Raw genomic sequence first — 24,157 nt, 5'->3', positions numbered from 1 at the left:
GCCTCCTATCGCGTCCGGCGAGACGCGGCCGATCTTGCCGGGCCGCGACCGGAGTTCCGCATCGGGTCTCCGGGGGAGCGACCCGGCGGACGACGGTAAGTGTCGCTGCGAAGTTCCGGCTCAGCGCAGGCGGTCGGCCATGAGTTCACCGGCCATGATCGCGGCCAGGTTCGTGTTGGCCCGCGGCACCGACGGGAAGATCGACGCGTCGATCACCCGCAAGCCATCGAACCCGAGCACGCGGCAGTCCGTGTCGACCACCGCGTCGCGGTCACCGGCACCGCCCATCCGGCAGGTGCTCGTGGCGTGCTGCGCGTCGGCGACCGTGCTCAGCAGGTACCGATCCAGTGCGCGGTCGTCGTCGAGCGCGGCGAACAAGGCGCTGTGGTGCGAATCCGGCGAGTCCCTGGTGATCTTCGCGGTGGCCGGGGCGCGCGCCAGCTCGACCAGCGCGCGCAGCCCGTCGCGCATCCGCGCGAGGTCCCGCTCATCGGAAAGCATCCGCTCCTGCACCTGCGGCTGCGCCTCCGGATCGAGCGAGGTCAGCCGCAGCAAGCCGCGGGAACGGCACTGGTTGACCCACACTCCGAACGCGCCCGCTCCGGCGCCGGTGTCGGCTTCGGCCATCGACAGCACGTTGCGGTTCATGGCGGTCAGCAGCATGTCGTTGCTCGCCGTCGGCGAGCTGGCGTAGCGCACGCAGACGTTGGTGTGCCGGGCGTCCGGGTCCGTGGTGGTGGCCTCGGCGGTCAGCGGGATCTCGACGAGCGCCAGCGGATGGTCCTGCAGCCCGCGCCCGACCGGCAGGTCCGCGCGCACCTCGACGCCCAGCGCCCGCAGCTCGGCACCGGGACCGATCCCGGAACGCAGCAGGATCGCGGGCGAGTGGATCGCTCCGGCGCTGAGCACGATCTCGTCGGCGTACTCGGTGACCGCTCGCCCGTCGATGCGCGCCTCGACCCCGACGGCCCGTTCCCCGGCGAAGACCAAGCGCTCGACCAGCGCATCGCCGCGCACCGTGAGCCCGCCACCGTCCCGGTTCGCTTCCAGATATGCGTCGTTGACCGAAACCCGTCGCCCGGAACGCGAATTGATCGGGTAGGGCGAGACCCCGGTGGCGCCCGGCGCGTTGACGTTCTCGGACCACGGGTACCCGGCGTCCAGCGCCGATCGGCACAGCGCGGCGTCGACCGCACCCCACTCGTGGTCCGGCGTCCGGTAGATGGGCGTCGGGCCACCACGGCCGTGGTAGGGGAGGTGGCCGTAAGCCTCGTCGTCCTCCAGCTTCACGAAGTACGGCAGCACGTCGTCGCGCGACCAGCCCGCGAGGGCCCAGTCGTCGAAGTCCTCCAGCGGCGGGCGGATCGCGATCTGGCCGTTGACCGCGGAACTCCCGCCCGCGCCCTTGCCGCGCCAGTACGGCGCAGGCGGCTGCTCGTCCGTGCGAGTCGCGTCGAGACCCGCCCACAGCAGGTGCGCGGCCGCCGCGGGATCCAGCAACGCCCGGCCCGGGTTGGGGGAGCGCCAGGCCTCGGGCATCTCGGCCGAGCGGTAGTCCGATCCCGCTTCCAGCAGCAGCACCCGCTTGCCCCGCTGCGCGCAACGCGTCGCGAGCGGTGCGCCCGAAGAACCGGCGCCGACGACGATCAGATCCCAGCCCATGCGAACCTCCGCACTCCGGCGCAGGCGCGGCCGGTGTCCGGAAGCGTGCGGCGCGCGCGGTGTCAGGTCAAGAGCGGCCGGGCACCTCAGCCGCCGCTGTCGGCGGGATCGTTGCGGATGTCGTCGAAGATCAAGTGGGTGCGCGTGCCGCGCACACCGGGCAGGCTCGGCAGCTGTTCGAGCACCACGCGCCGGAGGTGTTCGTTGTCGGTCGTGTGCACCAGCAGCATCACGTCGAATTCCCCGCCGACCAGCGCCATGTGCCGGACCTCCGGGATGCGCCGCAGGTGCTGCGTCAGGTCGCGCCAGGAGTTCTGCCGCACGGTGAGGGTGACGTAGGCCGATGTGGACAGTCCCGCTCGCGCGGGGTCGATCACCGCGGTGAAACCGGTCAGCACGCCGGATCGCTTGAGCCGTTCCAGTCGGGTGTAGGCGTTCGCGCGCGAGATGTTCAACCGCTGGGCCAGCATCCGCACCGCCATCCGGCCGTCGCGGCTGAGCTCGCGCAGGATGTTCTGATCGAGTTCGTCCAGGCCCGGAGCAATCTGTCCGCCCGCGCCTTCCGGAGTGCTGCCGTTGCTGGACATCTGACTCCTCCCGAAGTGCTTTTTCGGCACTGTGTCTGCGAAATCGACGCACTTGTGGGCAGAACATAGCAGTGCTGCGCACAATCCAGGGAGATCTGTTCGACGCGGAGGTGCGCATGACGCGGGATGGGCCGATCCGGCTGCTGGCGGCGGACGGAGCGGTGGTCGAGGACCAGCGCCATTCGCTGCCACCGGCGGAATCGCTGCTGGAGCACTACCGCGCGATGGTGCTGGGCAGGCGGCTCAACGAACTGGCCGGTGCCTTGGTCCGCCAGGGCAGGCTCGCGGTTTACCCGTCTTCGCGCGGCCAGGAAGCCTGCCAGGTCGTCGCGGCCGGTGCGCTGCGCCCGGGCGACTGGTTGTTCCCGACCTACCGCGACTCGGTCGCGGCCGCCGCCCGCGGTGTGGACGCGGTCGAAGTCCTGACGCTGCTGGCGGGCGACTGGCATTGCGGTTACGACCCGCTGCGGCACCGGGTGGCTCCGCAGGCGACACCGTTGGCCACGCAGCTGCCGCACGCGGTCGGCGTGGCGCACGCCGCGCGGCTCAAGGGCGAGGACACCGTGGTCATGGCGTTGTGCGGGGACGGGGCGACCAGCGAGGGCGATTTCCACGAGGCGCTCAACTTCGCCGCGGTGCTGCGGGCGCCGGTCGTGTTCCTGGTGCAGAACAACAAGTACGCGATCTCAGTTCCGCTGGCGCGGCAGTCGGTGGCGCCTTCGCTGGCGGACAAGGGCGTCGGTTACGGGATGCCGGGCGTGCTGGTGGACGGCAACGACGCCGCGGCGCTTTCGGTGGTGCTGCAGGAGGCGGTCGAGCGAGCCGCGGCCGGTGCGGGCCCGACGCTCGTCGAGGCCGACACCTACCGCCTCGAAGCGCACACCAACGCCGACGATGCGGCGCGGTACCGCGCCGATGCGGAGGTCTCGGAGTGGCAACCGCGGGACCCGCTGATCCGGCTGGGCGCGCACTTGCGCGCCGAAGGGGTGCTCGACGACCGGGCCGACGCCGAAATCGCCGAGGCGGCCGAGGCCGAGGCAGAGCGCGTCCGCACCGCACTGGCGGCGGACTCCCCGGTCGACCCGGCCGAGCTGTTCGCCCACGTGCACGCGAGGCCCACACCCGACGTGACCGCGCAGGCCGCGGTGTTGCAAGCGGAACTGGCTGCACAGGAGGAGAACCGGTGACCGCGACGACTGCGATCCCGGGCGCGGAGACACAGCTGTCCATGGCCCGGGCGCTCAACACGGCACTGCGCGATGCGATGACCGCCGACGATTCGGTGGTCGTGTTCGGCGAGGACGTCGGCCCGCTCGGCGGGGTCTTCCGGGTGACCGACGGGCTGACCGCGACGTTCGGCGAACAGCGCTGCTTCGACACGCCGCTGGCCGAGGCGGGCATCGCCGGGCTCGCGATCGGGATGGCGATGAACGGGCTGCGCCCGGTCGTGGAGATGCAGTTCGACGCGTTCGCCTACCCCGCGTTCGAGCAGATCACCAGCCACTTGGCGAAGATGGCGAACCGCACGCGCGGACGCGTCCGGCTGCCCGTGGTGGTGCGCGTGCCCTACGCCGGAGGCATCGGCGGGGTCGAGCACCACTGCGACTCGTCCGAGGCGTACTACGCGCACACCCCGGGACTCACCGTGGTGGCGCCTTCGTCCAACGCGGACGCTTACGGGCTGCTGCGGGCGGCGATCGAGCATCCGGACCCGGTCGTCTTCCTCGAGCCGAAGAAGCACTACTTCAGCACCGAGCAGGTAGACACCACGCGCGAGGTGCCGCCGATCGGCCGGGCGGTGGTGCGCAGGCCCGGCGCGGACGCCACGCTGATCGCCTACGGCCCGTCCGTGCCGGTCGCGCTCGGCGCCGCCGAGATGGCCGCCGCGGAAGGGCGCGACCTGGGCGTGGTCGACCTGCGCTCGATCGTGCCGTTCGACGACGCGACCGTGCTCGCCGAGGTGCGCCGGACCGGGCGCGCGGTCGTGGTGGCCGAAGCGCCCGGGTTCGCCTCGGTGGCCTCCGAGATCGCCGCGCGGGTCGCCGAGGGGTGCTTCCACCACCTCGAAGCGCCGGTCCGGCGGGTCACCGGGTTCGACGTGCCGTACCCGCCGCCGAAGCTCGAACGGCACTACCTGCCCGGCGCCGAGCGCGTCCTGGACACCGTCGACGAACTGCAATGGGATCACCGATGAGCACCCGCACCTTCGCCCTGCCCGACCTCGGGGAAGGGCTCACCGAAGCGCAGCTGGTCCGCTGGCTGGTCGAACCCGGCGGCGCGGTCGCGATGGACGCGCCGGTGGCCGAGGTGGAGACCGCCAAGGCGATGGTCGAGGTGCCCTCGCCCTACGCCGGGGTGGTCGCCGAACTGCACGGCGCAGAAGGCGCCACGATCGCCGTGGGCGCACCGCTGATCACGGTGGAAACCGCGCGGTCCGAAGCCGACGGCGCGCCCTCCGGTGGGCACGAGCAGCGCGGCGGTTCCGGGAACGTCCTCATCGGGTACGGGACCGGACCTGCCGCCGATGCTCCGCCGCGTCGTCGTCGCCGCCGATCCGCGCCGGCGCCCGAGCGGGTGGCGGGGGAGCGGCCCGCGGTCGTGTCCCCGCTGGTGCGCAAGCTCGCCAAGGATCGCGGTGTCGATCTCACCGCGATCCGCGGGAGCGGTGCGAACGGCCTGATCACGAGGTCCGATGTGGAGTCCGCCGCGACATCGGCGGACATGGGCACTGCGGCACCGGTGGACGCGGGCGCTGTGGCATCGGCGGACACGGGAGCTGTGGCATCGGCGGACGCGGGAGCCGACGCGCGTACCGGCTTGCCGATCCGTGAACGCATCCCCCTGACCGGCACGCGCGGAGCCATCGCCGCCGCGCTCTCCCGCAGCAGGCAGGAGATCCCGGAAGCAACGACCTGGGTGGACGTGGACGCGACCGAACTGGTGGCACACCGCGCCGCCGACGCGGGCGGACCCGGCCTGCTGGCCCTCGTCGCGCGGTTCGCGCTCGCCGGCCTGGCCCGCTTCCCGGTGCTCAACGCGCGGGTCGCAGGCGGGGAGATCCAGGTGCTCGACGGGATCAACCTCGGCATCGCCACGCACACCGATCGCGGACTGCTGGTGCCCGTGGTGCGCGACGCGCACCGGCTCAGCGCCCGCGGGCTCGACGCGGAGATCCGCAGCGCGACCACCGCGGCGAAGGACGGCTCGGCCGGGCTCACCGGCGGGTCGTTCACGCTCAACAACTACGGGTCGTTCGGCGTCGACGGCAGCGCGGCGATCATCAACCACCCCGAGGTGGCGATCCTCGGCATGGGGCGCATCCTGCCGCGGCCGTGGGTCGTGGACGGGCGGCTGGAGCCGCGGCGGATCACTCAGCTGTCGCTGGTGTTCGACCACCGCGTGTGCGACGGCGGGACCGCCGCCGGCTTCCTGCGGTTCGTGGCCGATGCCGTCGAGTCGCCCGTTTCCGCGCTCGCCGACCTCTGAGTTCCTCGCTTTGCACGTCGTTCTGCGCAGGTGATCGGGAACCGCAGGCGCCGCCTCCTGCCCGACCAGGGGAATCGCGGGCAGCGGCCCGCCGGTTCCGGCACGTCCGCGGCCCGCGCACCGACCCCGGTTGCCGGTGTCAACTAAGTTGACAATAACCTGCCCGGGGCAGTCGCAGCCGGACTTCTCGAGGAGACGACATGGCGCAGGAACCCGGGACGGCGCAGGAACCGCGGCCGGTGCGGGCGGCCAGCACGGTCGACGAGTGGCTCGCCCACCCCGAGGGCGGCGTGCTGCTGCGCGAGATGCTCGCGCAGGCGGGCTTCGACGAGCAGGCGCTGGCGCCGGTCCGGCAGCTCTCGTTGCGGCAGCTGGCCGAGCTCAGCCAGGGCGCCCTGCCCGAGGACGTCGTAGACGACCTGGTGCGGCGTGCGAACGGCGGCACGATCCCGGACGAGGACGTTCCGGACGACCGGCCCGCCTGGCAGGAACGGATCACGCCGGGCCGCTTCGAGGGCCGGACCGTGATCGTCACCGGTGCCGGGTCCGGCATCGGCAGGGCCACCGCGTCCCGGGTGGCCAGGGAAGGCGGGCGAGTGGTCGCGGTGGACATCTCCGCCGACCGGCTGGCCGAGATCGCCGAGCTGCCGGACGTGGTGACCGTGCAGGCCGACCTCACCGACCCCGGCCACACCGAGCGGATCCTGGAAGCCGCCGGCGAGCGGATCGACGGGCTGGCCAACGTCGCGGGCGTGGTCGACGACTTCAGCCCGATCCACGAAGTCTCCGACGAGGTCTGGGAGCGGATTTTCGCGATCAACGTGGACGGGGTGTTCCGGCTGACCCGCGCGGTCGTGCCCGCGATGCTCGCGGCCGGGAGCGGTTCGATCGTCAACGTCGCCTCCGAAGCCGCGCTGCGCGGATCGGCCGCGGGCGTCGCCTACACCGCCTCGAAGCACGCCGTCGTCGGCATCACGCGCAGTGCGGCGTTCATGTACGGGCCACAGGGTGTGCGGGTCAACGCGGTCGCGCCCGGTGGCGTCGCCACCGGCATCGGCGGCGGCATCGGCAGCGGCGAGATGTCCGAGTTCGGGCGGGGGCGCGTCCGCGATTTCGTGGCGCTGATGCCGTCGGTCGCCACCGCGCAGCAGCTCGCCGCCTCGATCAGCTTCCTGCTCAGCGATGACGGGGTGAACATCTCCGGGGCGGTGGTGCCGTCCGACGGCGGCTGGTCGGCGCAGTGACGTTCGGGTGCGGACGCTCGGGTGCGGCGACGTCCGGGCCCGGCGACGTTCGTCTCGGCAACATGCGGGGCGCGGCGGCTCCCGGCCGTGCGCGGCCGGTGATCGCCTAGCCTGGCGGACATGCCCCGACCCGGTACCGCGCTGCCAGCGGCGATCCACGCGGCCGCGACCCGGTTGTTCCAGGAACGCGGATTCGCCGGGACCACCGTGCGGGAGATCGCGGCCGCGGCCGGTGCCGACCCGGCGCTGGTGATCCGCCACTTCGGCAGCAAGGAACTGCTGTTCCTGGAGACCATGCACCTGACGCTGGACGACGAGCCGCTGCTGGACGTGCCGCTGGAACAGCTCGGGGAGAAGTTCGTCGAGCTGCTGCTGGACCTGCAGCACGAGTCCGGCGGCGTGTTCGTGGCGCTGCTGCGCGGCAGCAACGAACCGCACATCGCCGACCGGCTCAAGGCCACCCACGAAGGCACGTTCGTCGAACCGCTGCGCGCCCGGTTGTCCGGGCCGGACGCGGACCTGCGCGCCCGGCTCGCGGGATCGCTGCTGGCGGGGCTGCTGTACGGGCTGCTGGTGGTCGGTGACGAGCGGCTGCTGGCCGCCGACCGCGGTGAGCTGGTGTCCCGGTACGGCGCCTTGCTGCAGGACCTGCTGACTCCGCGGGCCTGAGCGCTCAGGTCCGGGACCGCCGCGGGGATCGCTGGAACAGCACGAACATCCACAGCAGCGAAGGCACCAGCAGAACCGCTCCCACCGCCGAGGAGATCAGCGCCGCCAGCAGCACCGACGGGTTCGCCGCGGCCATCCGGATCGTGGTGTCCGGCAGCAGCACCAGCGGATATTGCGCGACCGCCCATCCCCACAGCAGTGCGGTGACCGCGAGCGCGGCCGCGACCCGGCAGGCCACGTAGCGCCGGATCAGCAGCAGCGCCAAGGAGGCCACCCCGGTCACGACCGAGACGATGATGATCGGCAGACCGGGCCCGATCAGTCCCCGGTAGAGCACCGGCGCGTCGGCGTGCAGCACGGCGATGCCCGCGAGCGCTACGACTCCGGTGACCGCCGCGGTCACCAGCGCCTTCGCGCGGAACGCGGTGGCGAGGTCGTCGGCGCCTTCGCGCACCGCGTCCGCGCACAGGTAGACCGCGGCCAGGTACGCGGCGGCCGCGACCGCCAGCACCCCGCCCAGCATCGAGGTCGGGTTGATCCAGCTGGTGATGATGTCGCCCTGCGCGATGCCCAGCGACGCGCGCCCGGACGCGATCCCGCCGGCGACGGTGCCCAGGAAGAACGGCGTGAGCACCGACGAGAGCGCGAACACGGAGCCGTAGGCGCGCCGCTGGGCGGTCGCGGTGCTGGCCTTGCGGAACGCGAAGGCGGAACCGCGCGCGATGATGCCCAGCGCCACCAGCGTCAACGGGATGTACATGGTGGACGAGACGGAGGCGAACACCGCGGGGAACCCGCTCCAGCACAGCACGATCACGAAGATCAGCCACACGTGGTTGGCCTCCCACACCGGGCCGATCGAGTGGTCGATCAGCTCCCGCTGCCGGGAGCCGTACCGGCTCCGGCCGGTCAGCAGCGCCCACCAGCCCGCGCCGAAGTCGGCGCCACCGAGCAGGACGTAGGCGGTCAGCGCCACCCACATCGTCCCGATCAGCAGGTTCGCGAGGATCACGGCACGTCCTCGTCCTGCGCCAGCGGCACCTTCGCCAGCCTGCGCAGCACGTACACGCTGGTGATCGTGAGCACCAGGTAGACCGCCAGCACCGCCAGCAGCCCCACCACGAGACCCGGCACCGGCGAAACGGCGTCCTCGGTGCGCATGTGGCCCCACACGATCCACGGCTGCCTGCCGACCTCGGTGGTGATCCACCCGGATTCCACCGCGATCGGGGCGGCCACCCCGGCGAGGGCCGCGCCCGCGAAGAACCAGCTCGAACGCGGCAGGTTCCGGCGCCGCCACCAGGTGATCGCGAACCAGACCCCGAGCGCCAGCAACGCGAACCCGATCGCCACCATGATCTGGAACGACCAGTGCACGATGTTGACCGGCGGGCGGTCGGCCGCTGGGAACTCCGCGAGCCCGATGATCGTGGCGCCCGGATCCCAGTGCGCCAGCAGCGACAGCCCGTCGGGGATCTCCAGCGCGTAGTGCATCTCGCCGTCGCGGTAGACCCCGCCGACGTGCAGCGGGACTCCGCTGGCCGTGCGGTACACGCCCTCGATCGCGGCGAGCTTCGCGGGCTGGTTCGTCGCGAGGAACTTCGCCGCCCAGTCACCGACTCCGATCTGCACCGGGGCGAGCACGGCGCCCACGGTGAACGGCAGCCGGAAACCCAGCCGGTGGTAGCGGTCGTTTCGGCCGCGCAGGATCGCCACCGCGTAGACGGCGGCCATGCCGAAACCCGCCACCATGAACGCGGCGATGATCATGTGCACGGTCTGCGGCCAGGCGGCCGGGTTGAACATCGCCGCCCACGGGTCGACCTGCACGACCCGGCCGTCGTCGACGTCGAACCCGCGCGGCTGGTTCATCCAGGCGTTCGCGGTGACCACGAAGAACGCCGAGGCGACCCCGGCGATGCAGATCGGGACGGCGGTGAGCATGTGCACGCGGGGCGGCAACCGGTCCCACGCGTACAGGTAGATCCCGAGGAAGATCGCCTCGATGAAGAACGCGAACCCCTCGAGGGTGAACGGCAGCCCGATGACTTCGCCGTAGGTGTACATCATCCCCGGCCACAGCAGCCCCATCTCGAAGCTCAGGATGGTGCCGGAGACCGCTCCCACGGCGAACAGCACACCCATCGCCCTGGCCCACCGGTGCGCGAGCAGGCGGTAGGTGGGGTCGTCGTAGCGGTGACCGCGCCATTCGGCGATGAGCGTGATCGCGGGCATCCCCACCCCGAAGCAGGCGATCACGATGTGCCAGCCGAGCGAGAACCCCATCTGCGTGCGGGCCGCGGCCAGATCGGCGGGGGAGTGCGCCACCGCGAGGACCGCGGCCTGCGCCGGGGTGCCCGGCACCGCCGCGCTCACGGCCTCCGCCGCGCTCACGGACGCACCCCGCACCGCCGGAAGCGTCGCCGGCGTTCGCTGAACCCGCCCATCCCCCTCCTTCCGGCGGCGGCCGGGCAGCACGGCCGCTCCCGTGCCGAGGGTGTCCCGCGGCGGGGATCGACTAACTCGCGCGGCGCCGATGCGACCGCGGTCAGCGCAGCTTGGCGACCACGGCCTCGGCGACGGCCTTGGCGCTACCGGGGTTCTGGCCGGTGATCAACCGGTCGTCCTCGCGAACGTACGTGGCGAAGGGCTGCTCGGCCGTCGAATACTCGGCGCCCCGCTGCTTGAGCTCGTCCTGCAGGCTGTAGGGCACGGCCCGGTCGCGTTGCGCCAGTTCTTCCTCCGGCCATGAGAAGCCGGTGACGTCCTTGCCGTCGACCAGGTACCGCCCGTCGGAAAGCTGCGCGCCGAGCAGCCCGCACGGGCCGTGGCAGACCGCGGAGACGACCTTGCCGGACTCGTGGAACTCCCGCAGCAGCCCGGCCAGCCGGTCGCTCTGGGCGAAGTCGAACATCACCCCGTGGCCGCCGGTGAGATAGATCGCGTCGTAGTGGGCCGGGTCGACCTCGGCCACGGACCTGGTCTCGCGCAGCTGGTCCATGAACTGCCGGTCGGCGTAGCGCCGGTCGGTGCCCAGCTCGCCGAGCACGTCGTGGGACAGGCTTTCCGGGTCGATGGGCACATGTCCGCCCGCGATGCTGGCGATGACGGGTTCGTATCCGGCCTGTTCGACCACGTCGTAGAAGTGGGTGAGCTCGCCGAGCCACAGCCCGGTGCGGAATCCGGCCTTCTCGTACTCGCCGACGCTCGTGACGATGATCAGTACCCGGTTGGTGTTGGCCATGTTGGAGTCCTCGTTCAAGTTCGGTCGTCGCCTCGCCGGTACTGATCGGCGAGTGCTTTCCGCGCGCGAACATTCCCCAGCGCCGGGTGGTGCAAACCCGTCGCGGAGAGCCGGTTCGGGTTCTCAGAGCACTTCGAGCGGCTGCGGGCTCGTCGGCGGCGGGAACGCCTCGTCGAGTTCGGCGAAGTCCTGTTCGGACAGCCGCAACCGCAGCGCCGCGTGGTTCTCCTGCACGTGCGCCCGGCTGCTCGCGCGCGGGATGGCGCAGACGCCCTCGTTGCGCAGCAGCCAGGCCAGCCCGATCTGCGCGGGGCTCGCGTCGTGGCGCTCGGCCACCTGCCGCAGCGCGGGCGAATCCAGCATCCGGCCCTGTTCGATCGGGGAGTAGGCCATCACCGGCAACTCGCGCTGCCTGCACCACGGCAGCAGGTCGTACTCGACGCCGCGGCGGGTGAGGTTGTAGAGCACCTGGTCGGTGCCGACGCCTTCGCCGCCGCGGGTGCGGGCGAGCTCGGACATGTCCTCGGGGTCGAAGTTGCTCACGCCCCAATACCGGATCCGGCCGGACCGCACCAGCTCGGCGAACGCCTCCAGCGTTTCTTCCAGCGGTGTCCGGCCGCGCCAGTGCAGCAGGTACAGGTCGATGCGGTCGGTTCGCAGCCGCCGCAGGCTCCGCTCGCAGGCGTCGATCACGCCCTGCTTCGTGGCGTGCTGCGGCAGCACCTTGTCGACGAGGAAGACCTCGTCGCGGCGGACGCCGAGTGCCGAACCGAGCAGTTCCTCGGCCGCGCCGTCGCCGTACATCTCCGCGGTGTCGACCAGCGTCATGCCCAGGTCGATTCCGGCGTGCAGCGCATCGATCTCGCCTTCGCGGCGCTCGGGGCGCTCGGCCCAGCCCCAGGTGCCCTGGCCCAGCGCCGGGATCACCTCGCCGGAGGGCAGCGCGATCGTCGGGGTTGCGGACACGGCCCGGACCTCCTTCCCGCAGGTTCCGCGCCGACGCTACCCACGCCGCCGCGGGCGGCAAACCGCGGCGTCAGCCCGCGGATCGCGCGGCGGTGCCGATGCGGTTCCGGCCTTCCCGCTTCGCTCGGTACAGCGCGTTGTCGGCAGCTTGCACGAGGTCTGGCAGCGCGCCTGCCGCGGAAGCCACGCCGATGCTCACGGTCACCTCCGCACCGGCCGCGCTGTCGCCGAGAACACCGCGCCAGTCGTGTTCGCCGACGCGGCGCCGGATCCGTTCCGCCGCGGCCGCACCTGCCGGTGGGCAGCCCGCCGCGCGGCTGTCGACGGCCAGCACGACGAACTCGTCACCCGCCCACCTGCACACCAGGTCCTGATCGCGGCATTCGCGCCGCAGCAGCCTGCTCATCTCCTGCAGCGTCCGATCGCCCGCGGCATGTCCCGCGCGGTCGTTGATGTCCTTGAAGTGGTCGACGTCGATCAGCACCAGCCACGGCACGACGGTTCCCCCGGCCCGGTCGAACAGCACCGTCGCGCGGTGCTCCAGGCCCCGGCGGTTGAGCAGGCCGGTCAGCGGGTCGCGGTCGGCCGCCTTCCGCGCGGCCTCTTCGCGCCGCTGCTCCCGCATGGACAGGTGGCGCTGTTCCAGCGCCTGCCCGAGACCCTCGTGCAAGGCGCGCACGGTCGTGCGCCCGGCCCCGATCATGCGGTGCAGCGCGGCGGCCTCGCCTGCCGGGTCGTCCAGCTCCCGGCGCAGCGTCGCCAGCTGCCACGAGAACCGGCGGAACAGCCGGTATTCGCGAGTGCGCTGCACCGCGTCCACTGCCCGGTCGGCGAAGGCCCTGGCTTCGTGCAGGCGTCCCTGGCGCTTGCGGACCTCCACGAGGACGCGGTTCGCGAACGACAGCGTGTAGTAGTCCTCCGTCCGGCGGCTGAGCTCGAGTGCTCGCGTGGCGCGGCTCTCGGCCTCCTCCAGGGAGTCCAAGCTGGCCAGCACCCGCGCGCTCGCGGTCAGCGCCCGGCGGCGGGTCTGGCTCGGCGAGGCCAGCGACAGCGATTCCTCGCAGAGCGCCTGCACCGCGGTGAAATCGGCGCGGGTGGCGTCGGGGTCGTCGATCAACCCGGCCAGCCGCGTGCCCGCCTCGCGCAGCAGGCAGTGCGCCAAGGTGTCGGGATCACCGCAGCGGCGGGCGAGCCGCACCGCCGAGGTGCCCATCGCCACCGCGGAATCGTGGCTGCCCACCGACGCCAGCAGATAACCGAGCATCCCGACCGCGTGCGCCGAGCTCGCGTCGTCTGCGCTTTCCATGTCGAGCCGGGACCACCCTTCGGCGGCCAGCTGGATCGTCCGCGGGATGCGGTCCAGCCGCGCGGCCAGCAGCGCCCGGTTCACCAGGACCACGGCCGGGGCGTATCCGGCCTCGTCCGGCGCGGCCGGGATCCGGTCGAACGCGGCTTCGGCCTCCTCGAAGCGGCCGGCGTCCAGCAACAGCCAGATCCGCCGCTCCGCTGCGGGAACGACCCCTGCCAGCAGCGGATCCTCGGGTTCGTCCTGGCAGCTGCTCACCTGTCGACCCCCCGCGTCGCGGCTGGTCCAAGGATAGGTGGCTCGCGACCCGGGGCACCGGCTGCGAGCGGTAGCGAATTGCTCGCCGGCGGTCGTTCTCGGCATTTCGGGCGATGTGGCACGCAGTGTCGAGACGGCGCGGTGATCCGTTCTATGATCGACACTCTGCCCGCGGTACGAGCAACAGGTGGTGGACGTGAGCGACCCGGTCTTTTCCCGGCTTTCCAGCGGGCGGGCGCCGGTCCCGTCGCAGATCGACACGAGCGTTCCTTCGATCGCGCGGGTCTACGACTACCTGCTCGGCGGGAAGGACCACTACGAGGCGGATCGGCAGTCGTGCCGGACGATGCTCGAGGCGGTCCCGGAGACACCGCTGCTGGCGAAGGCCAACCGCGCGTTCCTGCGCCGGGCGGTGCGGTACCTGGTCGGTGAGGCCGGCGTCCGCCAGCTCGTCGACATCGGCTCCGGCCTGCCCACCGCGGGCAACGTGCACGAGGTCGCGCAGCGCATCGATCCGGAAGTCCGGGTGCTCTACACCGACAACGACCCGATCGTGCTCGCGCACGGGCGCGCGTTGCTGCCCGCCGACGAGACCACCGGTCTCATCCAGGCGGACCTGCGCGACCCGGATGCGATCTTCGACGACCCCGAGACCCGTCGGCTGATCGACCCCGACCAGCCGTTCGCAGTGCTGCTCGGCGGAATCCTCATGCACCTCGAAGCCGAGGAGGACCCGGACGGCGTCGCCGCCCGCATCCGCGACCGGCTGCCCTCGGGCGGCTACCTGATGGCCTCGAACACCTGCGACACCGGCGAGCCGCACGCCCGCGACCTGGCCCGCGCGTTCGCCGAAGGCGGCATGGGCTCGAACTGCTTCCGCACCCGCGAGCAGCAGTTGCACTACTTCGACGGCCTCGAACTGATCGAACCCGGCCTGGTGCCGAACAACCAATGGCGACCGGACGAGGACTTCCCGGACCCGCAGAACCCGGCACACGCCCTGCACATCGGCGCCATCGGCCGGAAACCCTGAGCGACGCGGCGCTCGGCGGTTGGTGTGGTGGGGTGGTCCGGTACCTAACGCTGGAAGCAACGCACTGGATCGTCGGCGATGAGCACGATAGGACTCCAGTCGGATCCGCGACCGGGCCAGTCCCGCGACGGTTCCGACGGCTGTCGCCGCCCACCCGGCCCAGCACGAGCCGCCGTATCGGATATCCGCAGGTCGGTTCCGTCGCTGGCAATACCAGCCCTCTGCTGTTCTTATCGGAATGTAACGAAATCTCGCGGTATGCGTATGCTGCCCCCGGAGGCTCTCGCGGCGTTCCGGAAAGAAACGGAATTGCTCGTTTTTGCGGGAAGCGTCAGAACTTCACCCGCATCGATTCGGCAAACGAATTGGGGCGGCCTGCGTAAGTATCAGCTATCCGTGAGACCACATGTTCCGCGGACCAAACTGCATAACGCTCGAGTCCGATACAGTCTTCCGGGGTCGCCGACGTCCCCTCATCCGATCCTCCGGACGGGTCGAATATATCGCAATTGCCTGATATTGGATCCTGTCGAAAAAATCGAGGTATCGGCGGAAGGGCCTGGTTGGGCAGCTGCCGGATCGGCTCGCCCCACTTGCCGGAGGAGTATGCCGACTTCGCCACTGCAACGATGAACATCGGGTCATCGGTAGGGCGTCCAGCCTCATCAAAATTGGCCTGCCTGTTATAGAAGGCCCAGTACGGCGATTTCTCCAGCATCAGGCCGAAGGCGTGGTCGTCATCACCGGCCGGAACTTCAAAAAGCTTACCCGGCGAGAATGATATTCGCTTCATGCTCACCCCAATCAAGTAATGTCGATGTCCCTAGTTTACTGCAAGCCCCATTGACCTCTCGCAGCGTCCATGAAAGTTTGCCGCAGCGGGTTGTCCTCGGCGATCCCGCGGATCGCATTCCCGGACGTCCCTCCTGCTGATTGCGCACCACCGAAGAAGTCGATGAGATTCTGCTCCCTGCCCCTGATCATCTGGTATGCCAAGTCCTGGTGCCGCTGCACGAACGGCAAATTCGCATCGGCGAACTTGTCCAGCTGCGCCGGACCGAATCCATGCTCATCCATGTGGTGCCCGGCGTCCCGCGCCGCAACGATGTCCTCGGGAGCGCCAGTACCGCGTGCGCGACCGGAGTACACTGCGCCGGTTGTCGGATTCGACTTGATGTAGGTAACGTACTTGAGTCCGCATGGCGTCAATCCAAGAGGGTCGATTTCCGAGTTTGGATTGAACACATATCGATACGGGTTCGGTCCTGGCGCAAGCCCCAACGGGTCCGAGCTCGCATACCTGCCCAAAGCGGGACTGTAGTGACGCTGGTAGTTGTAGTTGAAGGCTGTTTCCCGATCTGCGTACTGGCCGGGGAACCGCAGTGGCATCGTGACACCACCGCCATCTTCATCGAGTGGTTCTCCCCAAAGCGTCGTCCTGTGGAACCACGCTACCGCACCCTTGTCGTCCACCAATTCTGACGGGGATCCGACCACGTCTGTGACTATCGCGTGGAAATGCTCGTCGATCCACTGCTGGGGTGCTTCGCGAAGCGGGGAGCGATGATGCTGAGTTAGGGGGCGAAAACTACCGGGCTCGTACTCCCAGACCGTGTTCCTTGCTTCGTTGTGCCGTGTTTTGTGGGTTTGTTCGGCGAGGGCGGGTCCGTCCCAGGTGAAGTCGATGCGTTCGATGACGTCGTCGTTTGGGCCGAGGTGTTGCTTGGCGATGCGGCGGCCGAGTGGGTCGTAGTGGTAGTGCCAGCGGGTGCCGTCGGGGGTGGTGACGCCGGTCATGCGGTCGTCGGTGTCCCAGGTGTAGTGCCAGGTGGCGGGTTTTTCGGAGAGGCGTTTTTGCTGGCGCAGGGTCATGCGGCCTTGGGCGTCGTGCTCGTAGCGGACTTTGCCCGCGCGGCGGATGAGGGTGCCGTTGTACTCGCGGTCTCCGAGTGCTTCGGAGTCGGGCGAGTCGGTGGGAGCTGGCCAGGTTCCTTCGGTGATGTTGCCTGCTGCGTCGTAGGCGTAGCGCTCGGTCCAGCCGGAGCCCTGCACCGCCGTCACGCGCCCGACCTGGTCCAAGCCGAAGGTACGGGTACCGCCAAGCTGGTCCTCGATGCGGGAGAGGAACCCGTCGGCGCGATAGCTGTAGGCGCGCTGCTGGATGCGTCGCCCGCCGCGCCCGGTGAGGGCCTGCGAGGTGAGCTGGTGATTGCCATCCCACTGCTGGGTCAAAACCGCGTCGTCGCCGAGCGAACGCTGAACTTCCCGCCCGGCTGCGTCGTGTTCGAAGTGGAGGGTGCGGCCTGCGGTGTGCAGCGCGGTCGGGTTGCCGTTCGCGTCGTAGTCCCAGTCGCTTGCCGCGCCGGACGGAGTCACTCGCCGGGTGCGGCGGCCCAGCGCGTCATAGGTGGAGGTCAGGGTGCGGTCGTTGATGGTTTCGGCCAGCACCCGGCCCAGCGGGTCGCGGTCGAAGAGCACCCGCGCGTGCGGGTTGGTGGCTTCGCGCAGTCGTCCGGCTTGGTCGTAGCAGAAGGTGGCGACGGCATCGCTGTTGCGGCGTTCGGTGACCTGGCCCAGCAGGTCCCGGGTGAAGGTGGTGGTCTCGCCTGCGCCGTTGGTGCGCTCGACGAGCTGGCCTGCCGCGTTGTGGCGGTAGGTGAGAACGCGGCCGTTGAAGTCGGTTTCCCGCGCCAAGTTCCCGACCACGTCGTAGTCGTAGCGCCACACCAAGCCCTGCTCGTTGGTGACGTTGGTCAGGCGTAGTTCGGTGTCGTAGCCGAACGCCAAGCGCGTGCCGTCGGGGCGGACTTCGGCCGCGGGCAGGTCGAAATGGGTCACCTCGGTGCTGGTGCGTTGCCCGAGAGCGTCGACGTGGGTGTGCAGGTTGCCTTCGCCGTCGTAGAGCCACCGCTCGGTCGCCCCGTCCGGCAGGGTGCGCCAGGCGGGTTTGCCATCAACGGTCCAGCCCAGGCGGGTCACCCCGCCGACCGGGTCCGACAGCGCGGTGACTCGACCGAACGCGTCCCGCTCATAGCGCGTCGTGGCGCCGAGCGGGTCGGTGATCGCGGTCGGCAAGCCCGCGGCATCGGTGTCGACGCGGCGGGTGTTGCCCAGCGCGTCGGTGACGCGAAGCAGGCGCCCTCGCTCGTCGTAGTCGTACGTCGTGGCCGCGCCCGCCGGATCCACAGTGCGCACGAGGTTGCCGCGGGCGTCGTACTCCCGGTGCGAGACCGTGCCATCCGGGGCAGCCACGGTCATCGGCTGACGTAGCTCGTTGTAATCCAACCGGACCTGGCCATCGTCCGGCCTGCGAACCGTGGTGAGGTTGCCGTCCTCGTCGTACTCGTAGCTGGTGGTGCGGCCCAGCGGGTCGGTGCGGGAGAGGAGGCGGCGGTGTTGGTCCCATTCGGAGTGGGTTTCGGCGCCGTGTGGGTCGATTTCGCGGACGACTTGGCCGTCGTCGTCGAGGTGGTAGGCGGTGGTGTGGCCGAGGGAGTCGGTGACGTGGGTGATCGCGTTGTCGAGGTCGTAGTGGAAGGTCGCCGACAGCGAACCGCCGGAGCCGTCGGTGCGCACGCACCTGCCCTCGGCGTCGTAGGTGTAGCGGTACCAGCAGTCGTTGCGGTCCCTCCAACCCGTGATGCGCCCGGCGTCGTCGTAGTCGAGCGTCAACGGTTGGCCGGAGGCGTTGATGACTTCGGTGAGCCGCTCGCCGTGGTAGCGGTAGCGCATCAGGGCCACGTCCGCACCGTTGTCGGCGTCGCACAGGTACAGCGCGGTCACCAGGCGGTTGGTGGTCTCGATCCGGATGCGGTAGCCACCACTGTGCTCGATCTCGGTGGGTAATCCGGTGTCGTCGTGGTGAAAGTCGATGCGGTGGCCGTTGCGGTCGGTGATCGCCGTGAGCGGCCAGTGGGTGTCGTGCTGGGTGAAGTGCAGCTGCTGGCCCAGGGGCACGTCGGTGATCGTGTAGCCGCCGTCGTCGGTGCGGGTCAGCGGCCAGCGCGGGCCCTCGGCCGGGTAGACCTCCACACCGGGCATCGGGTCCGGGTAGCACAGGGCGAGCCCGTCTTCGGAAGCGAAGTACACGCCCTCGGCGTCGACCTCGAGCCGCTGGTCCAAAGTGGACGCCCAGCTGGGGCCGAACGCGAGCCCGATCCGATACGACGACAGATGGGTGCGGCGCAGGATCAGCGGCAGCAGCCCGCCGAGTTCGACATCGGTCTGGGTCATCACCATGCGGCCGCTGTCGATGTCGATCGGGTCCTTGCACAGCGGCATCTCCCGGGTCGTCTTCGACAACCCCGCCGCATCACCCGCGTGTTTGGTGCCGCGCAGGCCCTTGGCGGCCTTCGACAAGCCCCCGATGGCTTTGCTGCCGAGTTTCGCGACTCGTCCGAACGGGATGACGGTTAATGCGGTGTCGACGAGGATCGAGGTGAGGCTGCCTTCGCCGGTGGCGGCGTAGATACCGGCGTCGATGGCCAACGCGGCGCCGCCGGTGATGCCGGCGGCGATGAGGAAGGCGCCGCCGACGGCGTTGCCGACCACCGGGATCGCCTGCAACACCAGACCGACGACCGCGAGCGCGCCCGAGACGACTTTCAGCGCCGAGGAGATCTCCTTGAGCACATCCTTGTTCTCGCGGATGAAGTCCTGCCCCTGCCCAATGAGGTCGTAGCTGGCCGGGGGTTCTTTGAACCGCATGCCTTTGGCGTCGTTGATGCGGTTGGTGCACTCGCGGGCGGCGGCGGTCATCTCGGTGCGCAGGCCGTTGGCCTTGTCCACGCAGTCCTGCCACGCCGCCCGCGCCGACGACAACGCCGCCGAGGCGTCCCCGGTATCCGACTCATACGCAGGGCCCGGCGGCGGAGCCTGCCCGGCCGGAGCATGAGCCGCCTTCTCCCGCTCCGCCTGGGCATGAGCACGGTCGGCCGACTCCGCCCGCTCCACACGACCCTCGCTGGCCTTGAGCTGCTCCCACAAGCCAGGCGCCTGATGCGCTAGCGGTCGCATCTTGCCCTGCAGCTCCGACAACCGCGACGAGAAGGTGTTCAGCGCCGTGCCGACCTGGCTGAAGGCCGTGCCGGTCACCCGCAGGTCCGGCGGCAACTCCGAATCGATCTTCTCCCGGAACTGCTCCGCCTCCGGACCCTGGAACTGGCCGGTGTCCATGCCGGTGATCCGCTCGGCCGCGTGCGCGGCGGACTCGCCGAAACGGTCATACCGGCGGGCCGAACCCGCGATCGCCTCCGGCGACCCGCCCAGCGAGAACAAGTGCTCCGGAAAATCCGCCATCGCAACCCCCACCACACGAACCCACGCCGAGACGGCGCGCACAGACGATCCGGCCAACGGCAACAGGCACGAACAAAGCGCATTGAGCAAGCGCTCGCACGCGACTGCACCCGTGATCACGACAGATCATCGCGAGTCTACGACACCACCCGGACCCGCCGAGGCCGAACGGAAATCCCGCGATCCACGACCGCAGCGACGTAACCGAACCGATGCCGGCCGCGAGGTGCCGCCTCCGAGTGGTCGATCATCCGCGCAGCCTTGACAACATGTCGACACAGGGCACAATCAGGCAACAACAAATCTTGAAGCGGAGGAAAACGGGCATGTACGGGGCCGAGCGGCAGCAGCTGCTGGCGCAGCGGGCGCGGCGCGACGGGCGCATCGACGTCATGGCCGCGGCGGCCGAGCTCGAGGTCGCACCGGAGACGATCCGGCGCGACCTCGGCGCGCTCGAACGGCAGGGGCTGGTGCGCCGCGTCTACGGCGGAGCCATCCCCGTGGGCCGCATCGACTTCGAACCGGGCGTGACCCAGCGCGACAAGACCAACGCCGCGGAGAAGGAACGCATCGCCCGCGCCGCGGTCGACCTGCTGCCGCAGCGCGGCACGCTGCTGCTCGACGCGGGTACCACCACCGGCAGGCTGGCCGGGCTGCTGCCCAGCGATCGCGAATACACCGTCGTGACGAACTCGCTGCCGGTGGCCACCCAGCTCGCCAACCGGACCAACTGCACGCTGCACATGCTCGGCGGGCGCATCCGAGGCACCACGTTGGCCTCGGTCGAGTCGTGGGCGCTGGACGTGCTGGCGGGGCTGACCGTGGACGTCGGGTTCTTCGGCACCAACGGCTTCTCCGCCCACCGCGGATGCACCACGCCGGACACCGCCGAAGCGGCGGTGAAGGCGGCGATGGTCGCGGCCAGCCGCAGGCGCGTGCTGCTGGCCGACCACAGCAAGTACGGCGACGACCAGTTCAGCCGCTTCGCCCGGATCTGCGAGATGGACGCCGTGGTGAGCGATGAGGCGTTGGACGCCGAGGCCCGCGCCGAACTCGCCGCGGAGACCGAAGTGGTCCCGGCATGATCGTCACCGTCACCCCGAACCCGAGCCTGGACCGCACCGTCGCGGTGGACCGGCTGGTTCCGGGCACGATCCACCACACCGGTGCCGCGCGCCTGGACCCGGGCGGCAAGGGCGTGAACGTGGCCCGGGCGCTGGCGGCGGCGGGCAGCCGCACCGTGGCCGTGCTGCCCACCGGCGGTGCCGAGGGCGCCGAGCTGGCCGAACTGCTCACGTCCGAAGGCGTCCCGGTGGCCGAGGTGCCGATCGCGCGGTCGATCCGCAGCAACCTCGCCGTCGTCGAAGCCGACGGGACCACGAGCAAGTTCAACGAGCCCGGCCCGGAACTGACCGGGACCGAACAAGCCGCGCTCGAAGCGCGTTCCGCCGAACTCGCCGAAACGGCGGATTGGCTGGTCACCTGCGGGAGCCTGCCCGCGGGCGGCGCGGACGACCTGCACGCGCGGCTTGTGGCCGCCGGGCGCGCCGCGGGCACGCGCGTGGCAGTCGACGCTTCCGGCGCGGCGCTGACCGCTGCCTGCGCGGCCGGGCCGGACCTGATCAAGCCGAACCTGCAGGAACTGTCCGGGCACGTCGGCAGACCGCTGCCGCGGCTCGGCGACGTGCTCGACGCCGCTGGCGAGATCCGGGCGTGCGGGGTGCGGGCGGTCCTGGTCAGCCTCGGCGAGCACGGGGCGCTCCTGGCGGAGCGCGGCGGAGCCTGGCACGCGACGAGCCGGGCGGTTCCGGCGGTGCTCAGCACCGTCGGAGCGGGAGACGCGACGCTCGCGGGTTTCCTGCGAGCGGGGGGATCCGGGCCCGCGGCCCTGCGCGCGGCGGTCGCCTACGGCACCGCCGCGGTCGGGCTGGCGGGCTCCCGGATGCCCGCCCCGCACCAGGTGCGCACGGCACGGGTGCGGGTGCACGAAGTGGACGAGACGTTGAGCCTCACTGGAGCGGCGGCATGACCCCCACCGAACTGATCACGCCCGGCCTGGTCGACCTCGACCTCGCGGCCGACGACCGGCGCGCGGCCGTGCGCTCGATGGCGCAGCGGGCCGTCGACGCCGGGCGGATCACCGACCTCGAACGGTTCCTGGCCGATGTGCGGGCCCGGGAGGAGCAGATGGCGACCGGGCTGGAAGGCGGCATCGGCATCCCGCACTGCCGCTCGGCCGCGGTGACCGAGCCGACGCTGGTGTTCGCCCGCAGCACCGCGGGGGTCGATTTCGGCGCCGACGACGGCCCGGCGACGCTGATCTTCCTCATCGCCGCGCCGGAAGGCGGCGGGGAGGAGCACATGACCGTGCTCGCCGCGCTCGCCCGGCGGCTGGTGCGCGAGGAGTTCACCACGGCGCTGCGCCGGGCCGACGATCCGGCGGCGCTGGCGCAGTACGTGCGCCAGGAGGTCTCGCCGTGAAGTTCGTGGCCGTCACCGCCTGCCCCACCGGAATCGCGCACACCTACATGGCGGCCGAAGCCCTGGAGCAGGCGGCGAAGGACGCAGGCGCCGAGATCCGGGTGGAGACGCAAGGCTCGGCCGGGTCGAGCCCGCTTTCCGAGGCCGACGTGCGGGCGGCGGACGCGGTGATCTTCGCTGCTGACGTCGGCGTGCGGGACCGCGAGCGCTTCGCGGGAAAGCCGATCGTCGAAGCCGGCGTCAAGCAGGCCATCAACGACGCCGCGGGTCTGCTCGAACGCGCAGGTACGGCAGCCGAGCACAAGCCCGAAGCCGCCGAAGCGGCGGCGCCGGACGATTCCGGAGCAGCCGAACTGGGCAGCAAGGTGCAGGCGGGCGCAGGTCCGGCCGCACGGCTGCGCCAATGGCTGATGACCGGCGTGAGCTACATGCTGCCGTTCGTGGCCGCGGGCGGACTGCTCATCGCGCTGAGCTACGCGCTCGGCGGCTACCAGATCACCGAGGCACCACCGGTCACCGAGCACTTCGACGCGGCCAGCGCGCAGAGCTGGGCGGCACTGGCCAACCAGATCGGTCAGCAGGCGTTCGACTTCCTGGTGCCGGTGCTCGCCGGCTTCATCGCCTTCGCGATGGCCGACCGCCCGGCGATCGCGCCCGGTTTCGTCGGCGGCGCGGTCGCGGTGACCGTCGGCGCCGGGTTCCTCGGCGGGCTCGTCGCGGGCCTGCTGGCCGGTGCCGTGGTCGCCGCGCTGGTGCGGATTCCGGTGCCGCGGGCGGTCGCCGGGATCATGCCGGTGGTGGTGTTGCCGCTGCTGGGCTCGCTGCTGGTCGGCGTGATCATGTTCGTGCTGGTCGGCAAGCCGATCGCCGCGGCGATGAGCGGGCTGACCGGCTGGCTCAGCGGCCTGTCCGGGGCGAACGCCGCGCTGTTCGGGGCGCTGCTGGGCGCGATGATCGCGTTCGACATGGGCGGGCCGGTCAACAAGGTCGCCTACACCTTCGCCGTCGGCGGGCTGAGCATCGCCAGCGAGACCTCGCTGGAGGTCATGGCCGCGGCGATGGCTGCGGGGATGGTGCCGCCGTTGGCGCTGGCGCTGGCCTCTGCGGTGCGCGCGAAGCTGTTCACCGCGGCCGAGCGCAACGCCGGTCGAACGGCGTGGTTGCTGGGCGCATCGTTCATCACCGAAGGCGCGATCCCGTTCGCGGCGGGCGACCCGCTGCGCGTGATCCCGCCGGTCGTGCTCGGCTCGGCCACCACGGGTGCGCTGTCGATGGCTGCAGGTGCCACGTTGCGCGCCCCGCACGGCGGGGTGTTCGTGCTGCCGCTCGCCGGACACCTGTTGCCGTACCTGGGTGCGATCGTCGCGGGCGTCGTGGTCGCGGCAGGGGCGGTGCTGCTGGCCAAGCGGCTCCGCCGGACCGAGCGGACCGGCGCCGCCGAAACCGCCGTCGCAGCCTGAATTCGCTGCGCGGGAAGCAGCTCGAGGGTTTTCGCACCGACGGACTGAGAGGCATTTCCATGAATCGTCGCGCCACGATCGCCGCCGCGGTCGGCCTGCACGCCCGGCCCGCCGCCCTGCTGGCTTCGGCCGCTGCCGGGCAGCCCGCCGCGGTGACCATCGCGAAGGTCACCGATGATCGTCCCGGCGACCCGGTCGACGCGAGCAGCGTGCTCGGCTTGATGACGCTCGGCGCCCGGCAGGGCGAGCAGGTGGAGCTGAGCTCGGAAAGCGCCGAAGCGCTCGACGAGCTGGTCGCGCTGCTCGAACGGGACCTCGACGAGGAACCCGCGGCCACCTAGGTGTAGTGCCTCGGGAGGTTGTGAATTTGGAACATGCGGTTGGATGATCTTGGAATAGGAAGGACCCCCAGGTTCGGTGTGGATCACCACATCACGCACCGAACGATGGAGGTCCTTGTGTG

20 protein-coding genes are annotated in these 24,157 nt (G+C 70.8%); 11 read left to right on the top strand and 9 right to left on the bottom strand.

All coding sequences use genetic code 11. The features are described from left to right. Positions 1-120: 120 nt before the first annotated feature. Together INP57_RS12885 and INP57_RS12880 are read right to left on the bottom strand one after the other, a co-directional pair. Complete coding sequence (locus INP57_RS12885; protein ID WP_200070431.1) at positions 121-1,662, bottom strand: GMC family oxidoreductase; 1,542 nt, start codon at positions 1,660-1,662, stop codon at positions 121-123. Between the two features lie 86 nt (positions 1,663-1,748). Continuing rightward, on the bottom strand, positions 1,749-2,249 hold the full coding sequence (locus tag INP57_RS12880; RefSeq protein ID WP_200070430.1) for an Lrp/AsnC family transcriptional regulator: 501 nt from the start codon (positions 2,247-2,249) through the stop codon (positions 1,749-1,751). Between the two features lie 116 nt (positions 2,250-2,365). Here INP57_RS12880 and INP57_RS12875 point away from each other — a divergent pair, with 116 nt between their 5' ends. The 5 genes from INP57_RS12875 to INP57_RS12855 all read left to right on the top strand — a co-directional run bounded on the left by INP57_RS12875 (position 2,366) and on the right by INP57_RS12855 (position 7,648). After that, on the top strand, positions 2,366-3,436 hold the full coding sequence (locus tag INP57_RS12875; RefSeq protein ID WP_200070429.1) for a thiamine pyrophosphate-dependent enzyme: 1,071 nt from the start codon (positions 2,366-2,368) through the stop codon (positions 3,434-3,436). Positions 3,437-3,477: 41 nt separating this feature from the next. After that, the gene (locus INP57_RS12870) at positions 3,478-4,443 is read left to right on the top strand and encodes an alpha-ketoacid dehydrogenase subunit beta (RefSeq protein WP_200070774.1); all 966 of its coding nucleotides are present in this window, start codon (positions 3,478-3,480) and stop codon (positions 4,441-4,443) included. Further along, the gene (locus INP57_RS12865) at positions 4,440-5,735 is read left to right on the top strand and encodes a dihydrolipoamide acetyltransferase family protein (protein ID WP_200070428.1); all 1,296 of its coding nucleotides are present in this window, start codon (positions 4,440-4,442) and stop codon (positions 5,733-5,735) included. Before INP57_RS12870 ends, INP57_RS12865 begins: the two co-directional genes overlap by 4 nt. A 200-nt stretch (positions 5,736-5,935) precedes the next feature. Further along, positions 5,936-6,979: an SDR family NAD(P)-dependent oxidoreductase gene (locus tag INP57_RS12860; protein ID WP_200070427.1), complete on the top strand. Its 1,044-nt coding sequence runs from the start codon at positions 5,936-5,938 to the stop codon at positions 6,977-6,979. Positions 6,980-7,099: 120 nt separating this feature from the next. Further along, positions 7,100-7,648, top strand: coding sequence for a TetR/AcrR family transcriptional regulator (locus INP57_RS12855; RefSeq protein WP_200070426.1), 549 nt, complete (start codon positions 7,100-7,102; stop codon positions 7,646-7,648). A gap of 4 nt (positions 7,649-7,652) precedes the next feature. Here the strand turns inward: INP57_RS12855 and INP57_RS12850 are convergent, their stop codons facing one another. From INP57_RS12850 to INP57_RS12830, 5 genes are all read right to left on the bottom strand, one after another. Then, positions 7,653-8,660, bottom strand: coding sequence for a cytochrome d ubiquinol oxidase subunit II (locus INP57_RS12850; protein WP_200070425.1), 1,008 nt, complete (start codon positions 8,658-8,660; stop codon positions 7,653-7,655). After that, positions 8,657-10,042, bottom strand: a complete 1,386-nt coding sequence (locus tag INP57_RS12845; RefSeq protein WP_307850049.1) for a cytochrome ubiquinol oxidase subunit I — start codon at positions 10,040-10,042, stop codon at positions 8,657-8,659. Before INP57_RS12845 ends, INP57_RS12850 begins: the two co-directional genes overlap by 4 nt. Positions 10,043-10,196: 154 nt before the next feature. After that, positions 10,197-10,892 (bottom strand): type 1 glutamine amidotransferase domain-containing protein, encoded by a 696-nt coding sequence (locus INP57_RS12840; RefSeq protein ID WP_200070424.1) that lies wholly within the window; start codon positions 10,890-10,892, stop codon positions 10,197-10,199. 123 nt (positions 10,893-11,015) lie between these two features. After that, a complete protein-coding gene (locus INP57_RS12835; RefSeq protein ID WP_307850048.1) occupies positions 11,016-11,858 on the bottom strand; it encodes an aldo/keto reductase in 843 nt (280 codons plus the stop codon). A gap of 70 nt (positions 11,859-11,928) precedes the next feature. Further along, positions 11,929-13,422, bottom strand: a complete 1,494-nt coding sequence (locus INP57_RS12830; RefSeq protein WP_200070423.1) for a diguanylate cyclase — start codon at positions 13,420-13,422, stop codon at positions 11,929-11,931. 196 nt (positions 13,423-13,618) lie between these two features. Here INP57_RS12830 and INP57_RS12825 point away from each other — a divergent pair, with 196 nt between their 5' ends. After that, a complete protein-coding gene (locus tag INP57_RS12825; protein ID WP_307850047.1) occupies positions 13,619-14,455 on the top strand; it encodes an SAM-dependent methyltransferase in 837 nt (278 codons plus the stop codon). 331 nt (positions 14,456-14,786) lie between these two features. Here the strand turns inward: INP57_RS12825 and INP57_RS12820 are convergent, their stop codons facing one another. Beyond that, entirely contained in the window at positions 14,787-15,254 is a 468-nt protein-coding gene (locus tag INP57_RS12820; protein WP_200070421.1) for a hypothetical protein, read from the bottom strand. Between the two features lie 29 nt (positions 15,255-15,283). After that, on the bottom strand, positions 15,284-19,753 hold the full coding sequence (locus INP57_RS12815) for an RHS repeat-associated core domain-containing protein (protein ID WP_233627500.1): 4,470 nt from the start codon (positions 19,751-19,753) through the stop codon (positions 15,284-15,286). A gap of 326 nt (positions 19,754-20,079) precedes the next feature. Between INP57_RS12815 and INP57_RS12810 the strand changes: the two genes are divergently transcribed. From INP57_RS12810 to INP57_RS12790, 5 genes are read left to right on the top strand one after another with little or no spacing between them, the layout of a single operon-like run. After that, entirely contained in the window at positions 20,080-20,838 is a 759-nt protein-coding gene (locus INP57_RS12810) for a DeoR/GlpR family DNA-binding transcription regulator (protein ID WP_200070420.1), read from the top strand. Further along, complete coding sequence (locus INP57_RS12805) at positions 20,835-21,782, top strand: 1-phosphofructokinase family hexose kinase (RefSeq protein ID WP_200070419.1); 948 nt, start codon at positions 20,835-20,837, stop codon at positions 21,780-21,782. Before INP57_RS12810 ends, INP57_RS12805 begins: the two co-directional genes overlap by 4 nt. Beyond that, positions 21,779-22,234: a PTS sugar transporter subunit IIA gene (locus INP57_RS12800; RefSeq protein WP_200070418.1), complete on the top strand. Its 456-nt coding sequence runs from the start codon at positions 21,779-21,781 to the stop codon at positions 22,232-22,234. The genes INP57_RS12805 and INP57_RS12800 overlap by 4 nt, the downstream gene beginning before the upstream one ends. Beyond that, positions 22,231-23,694 carry a PTS fructose transporter subunit IIC gene (locus INP57_RS12795; protein WP_200070417.1) on the top strand — a complete coding sequence of 488 codons (1,464 nt, stop codon included), beginning with the start codon at positions 22,231-22,233 and terminating at the stop codon, positions 23,692-23,694. The genes INP57_RS12800 and INP57_RS12795 overlap by 4 nt, the downstream gene beginning before the upstream one ends. Before the next feature lie 59 nt (positions 23,695-23,753). Then, positions 23,754-24,035, top strand: a complete 282-nt coding sequence (locus INP57_RS12790) for an HPr family phosphocarrier protein (protein ID WP_200070416.1) — start codon at positions 23,754-23,756, stop codon at positions 24,033-24,035. Positions 24,036-24,157: the final 122 nt, after the last annotated feature.

This window comes from Saccharopolyspora galaxeae, from assembly GCF_016526145.1.
In the GTDB taxonomy this organism is placed as follows: Bacteria; Actinomycetota; Actinomycetes; order Mycobacteriales; family Pseudonocardiaceae; genus Saccharopolyspora_C; species Saccharopolyspora_C galaxeae.
The sequence above is the reverse complement of the archived record's forward strand: the minus strand, read 5'-3'. Positions and strand labels throughout refer to the sequence as shown.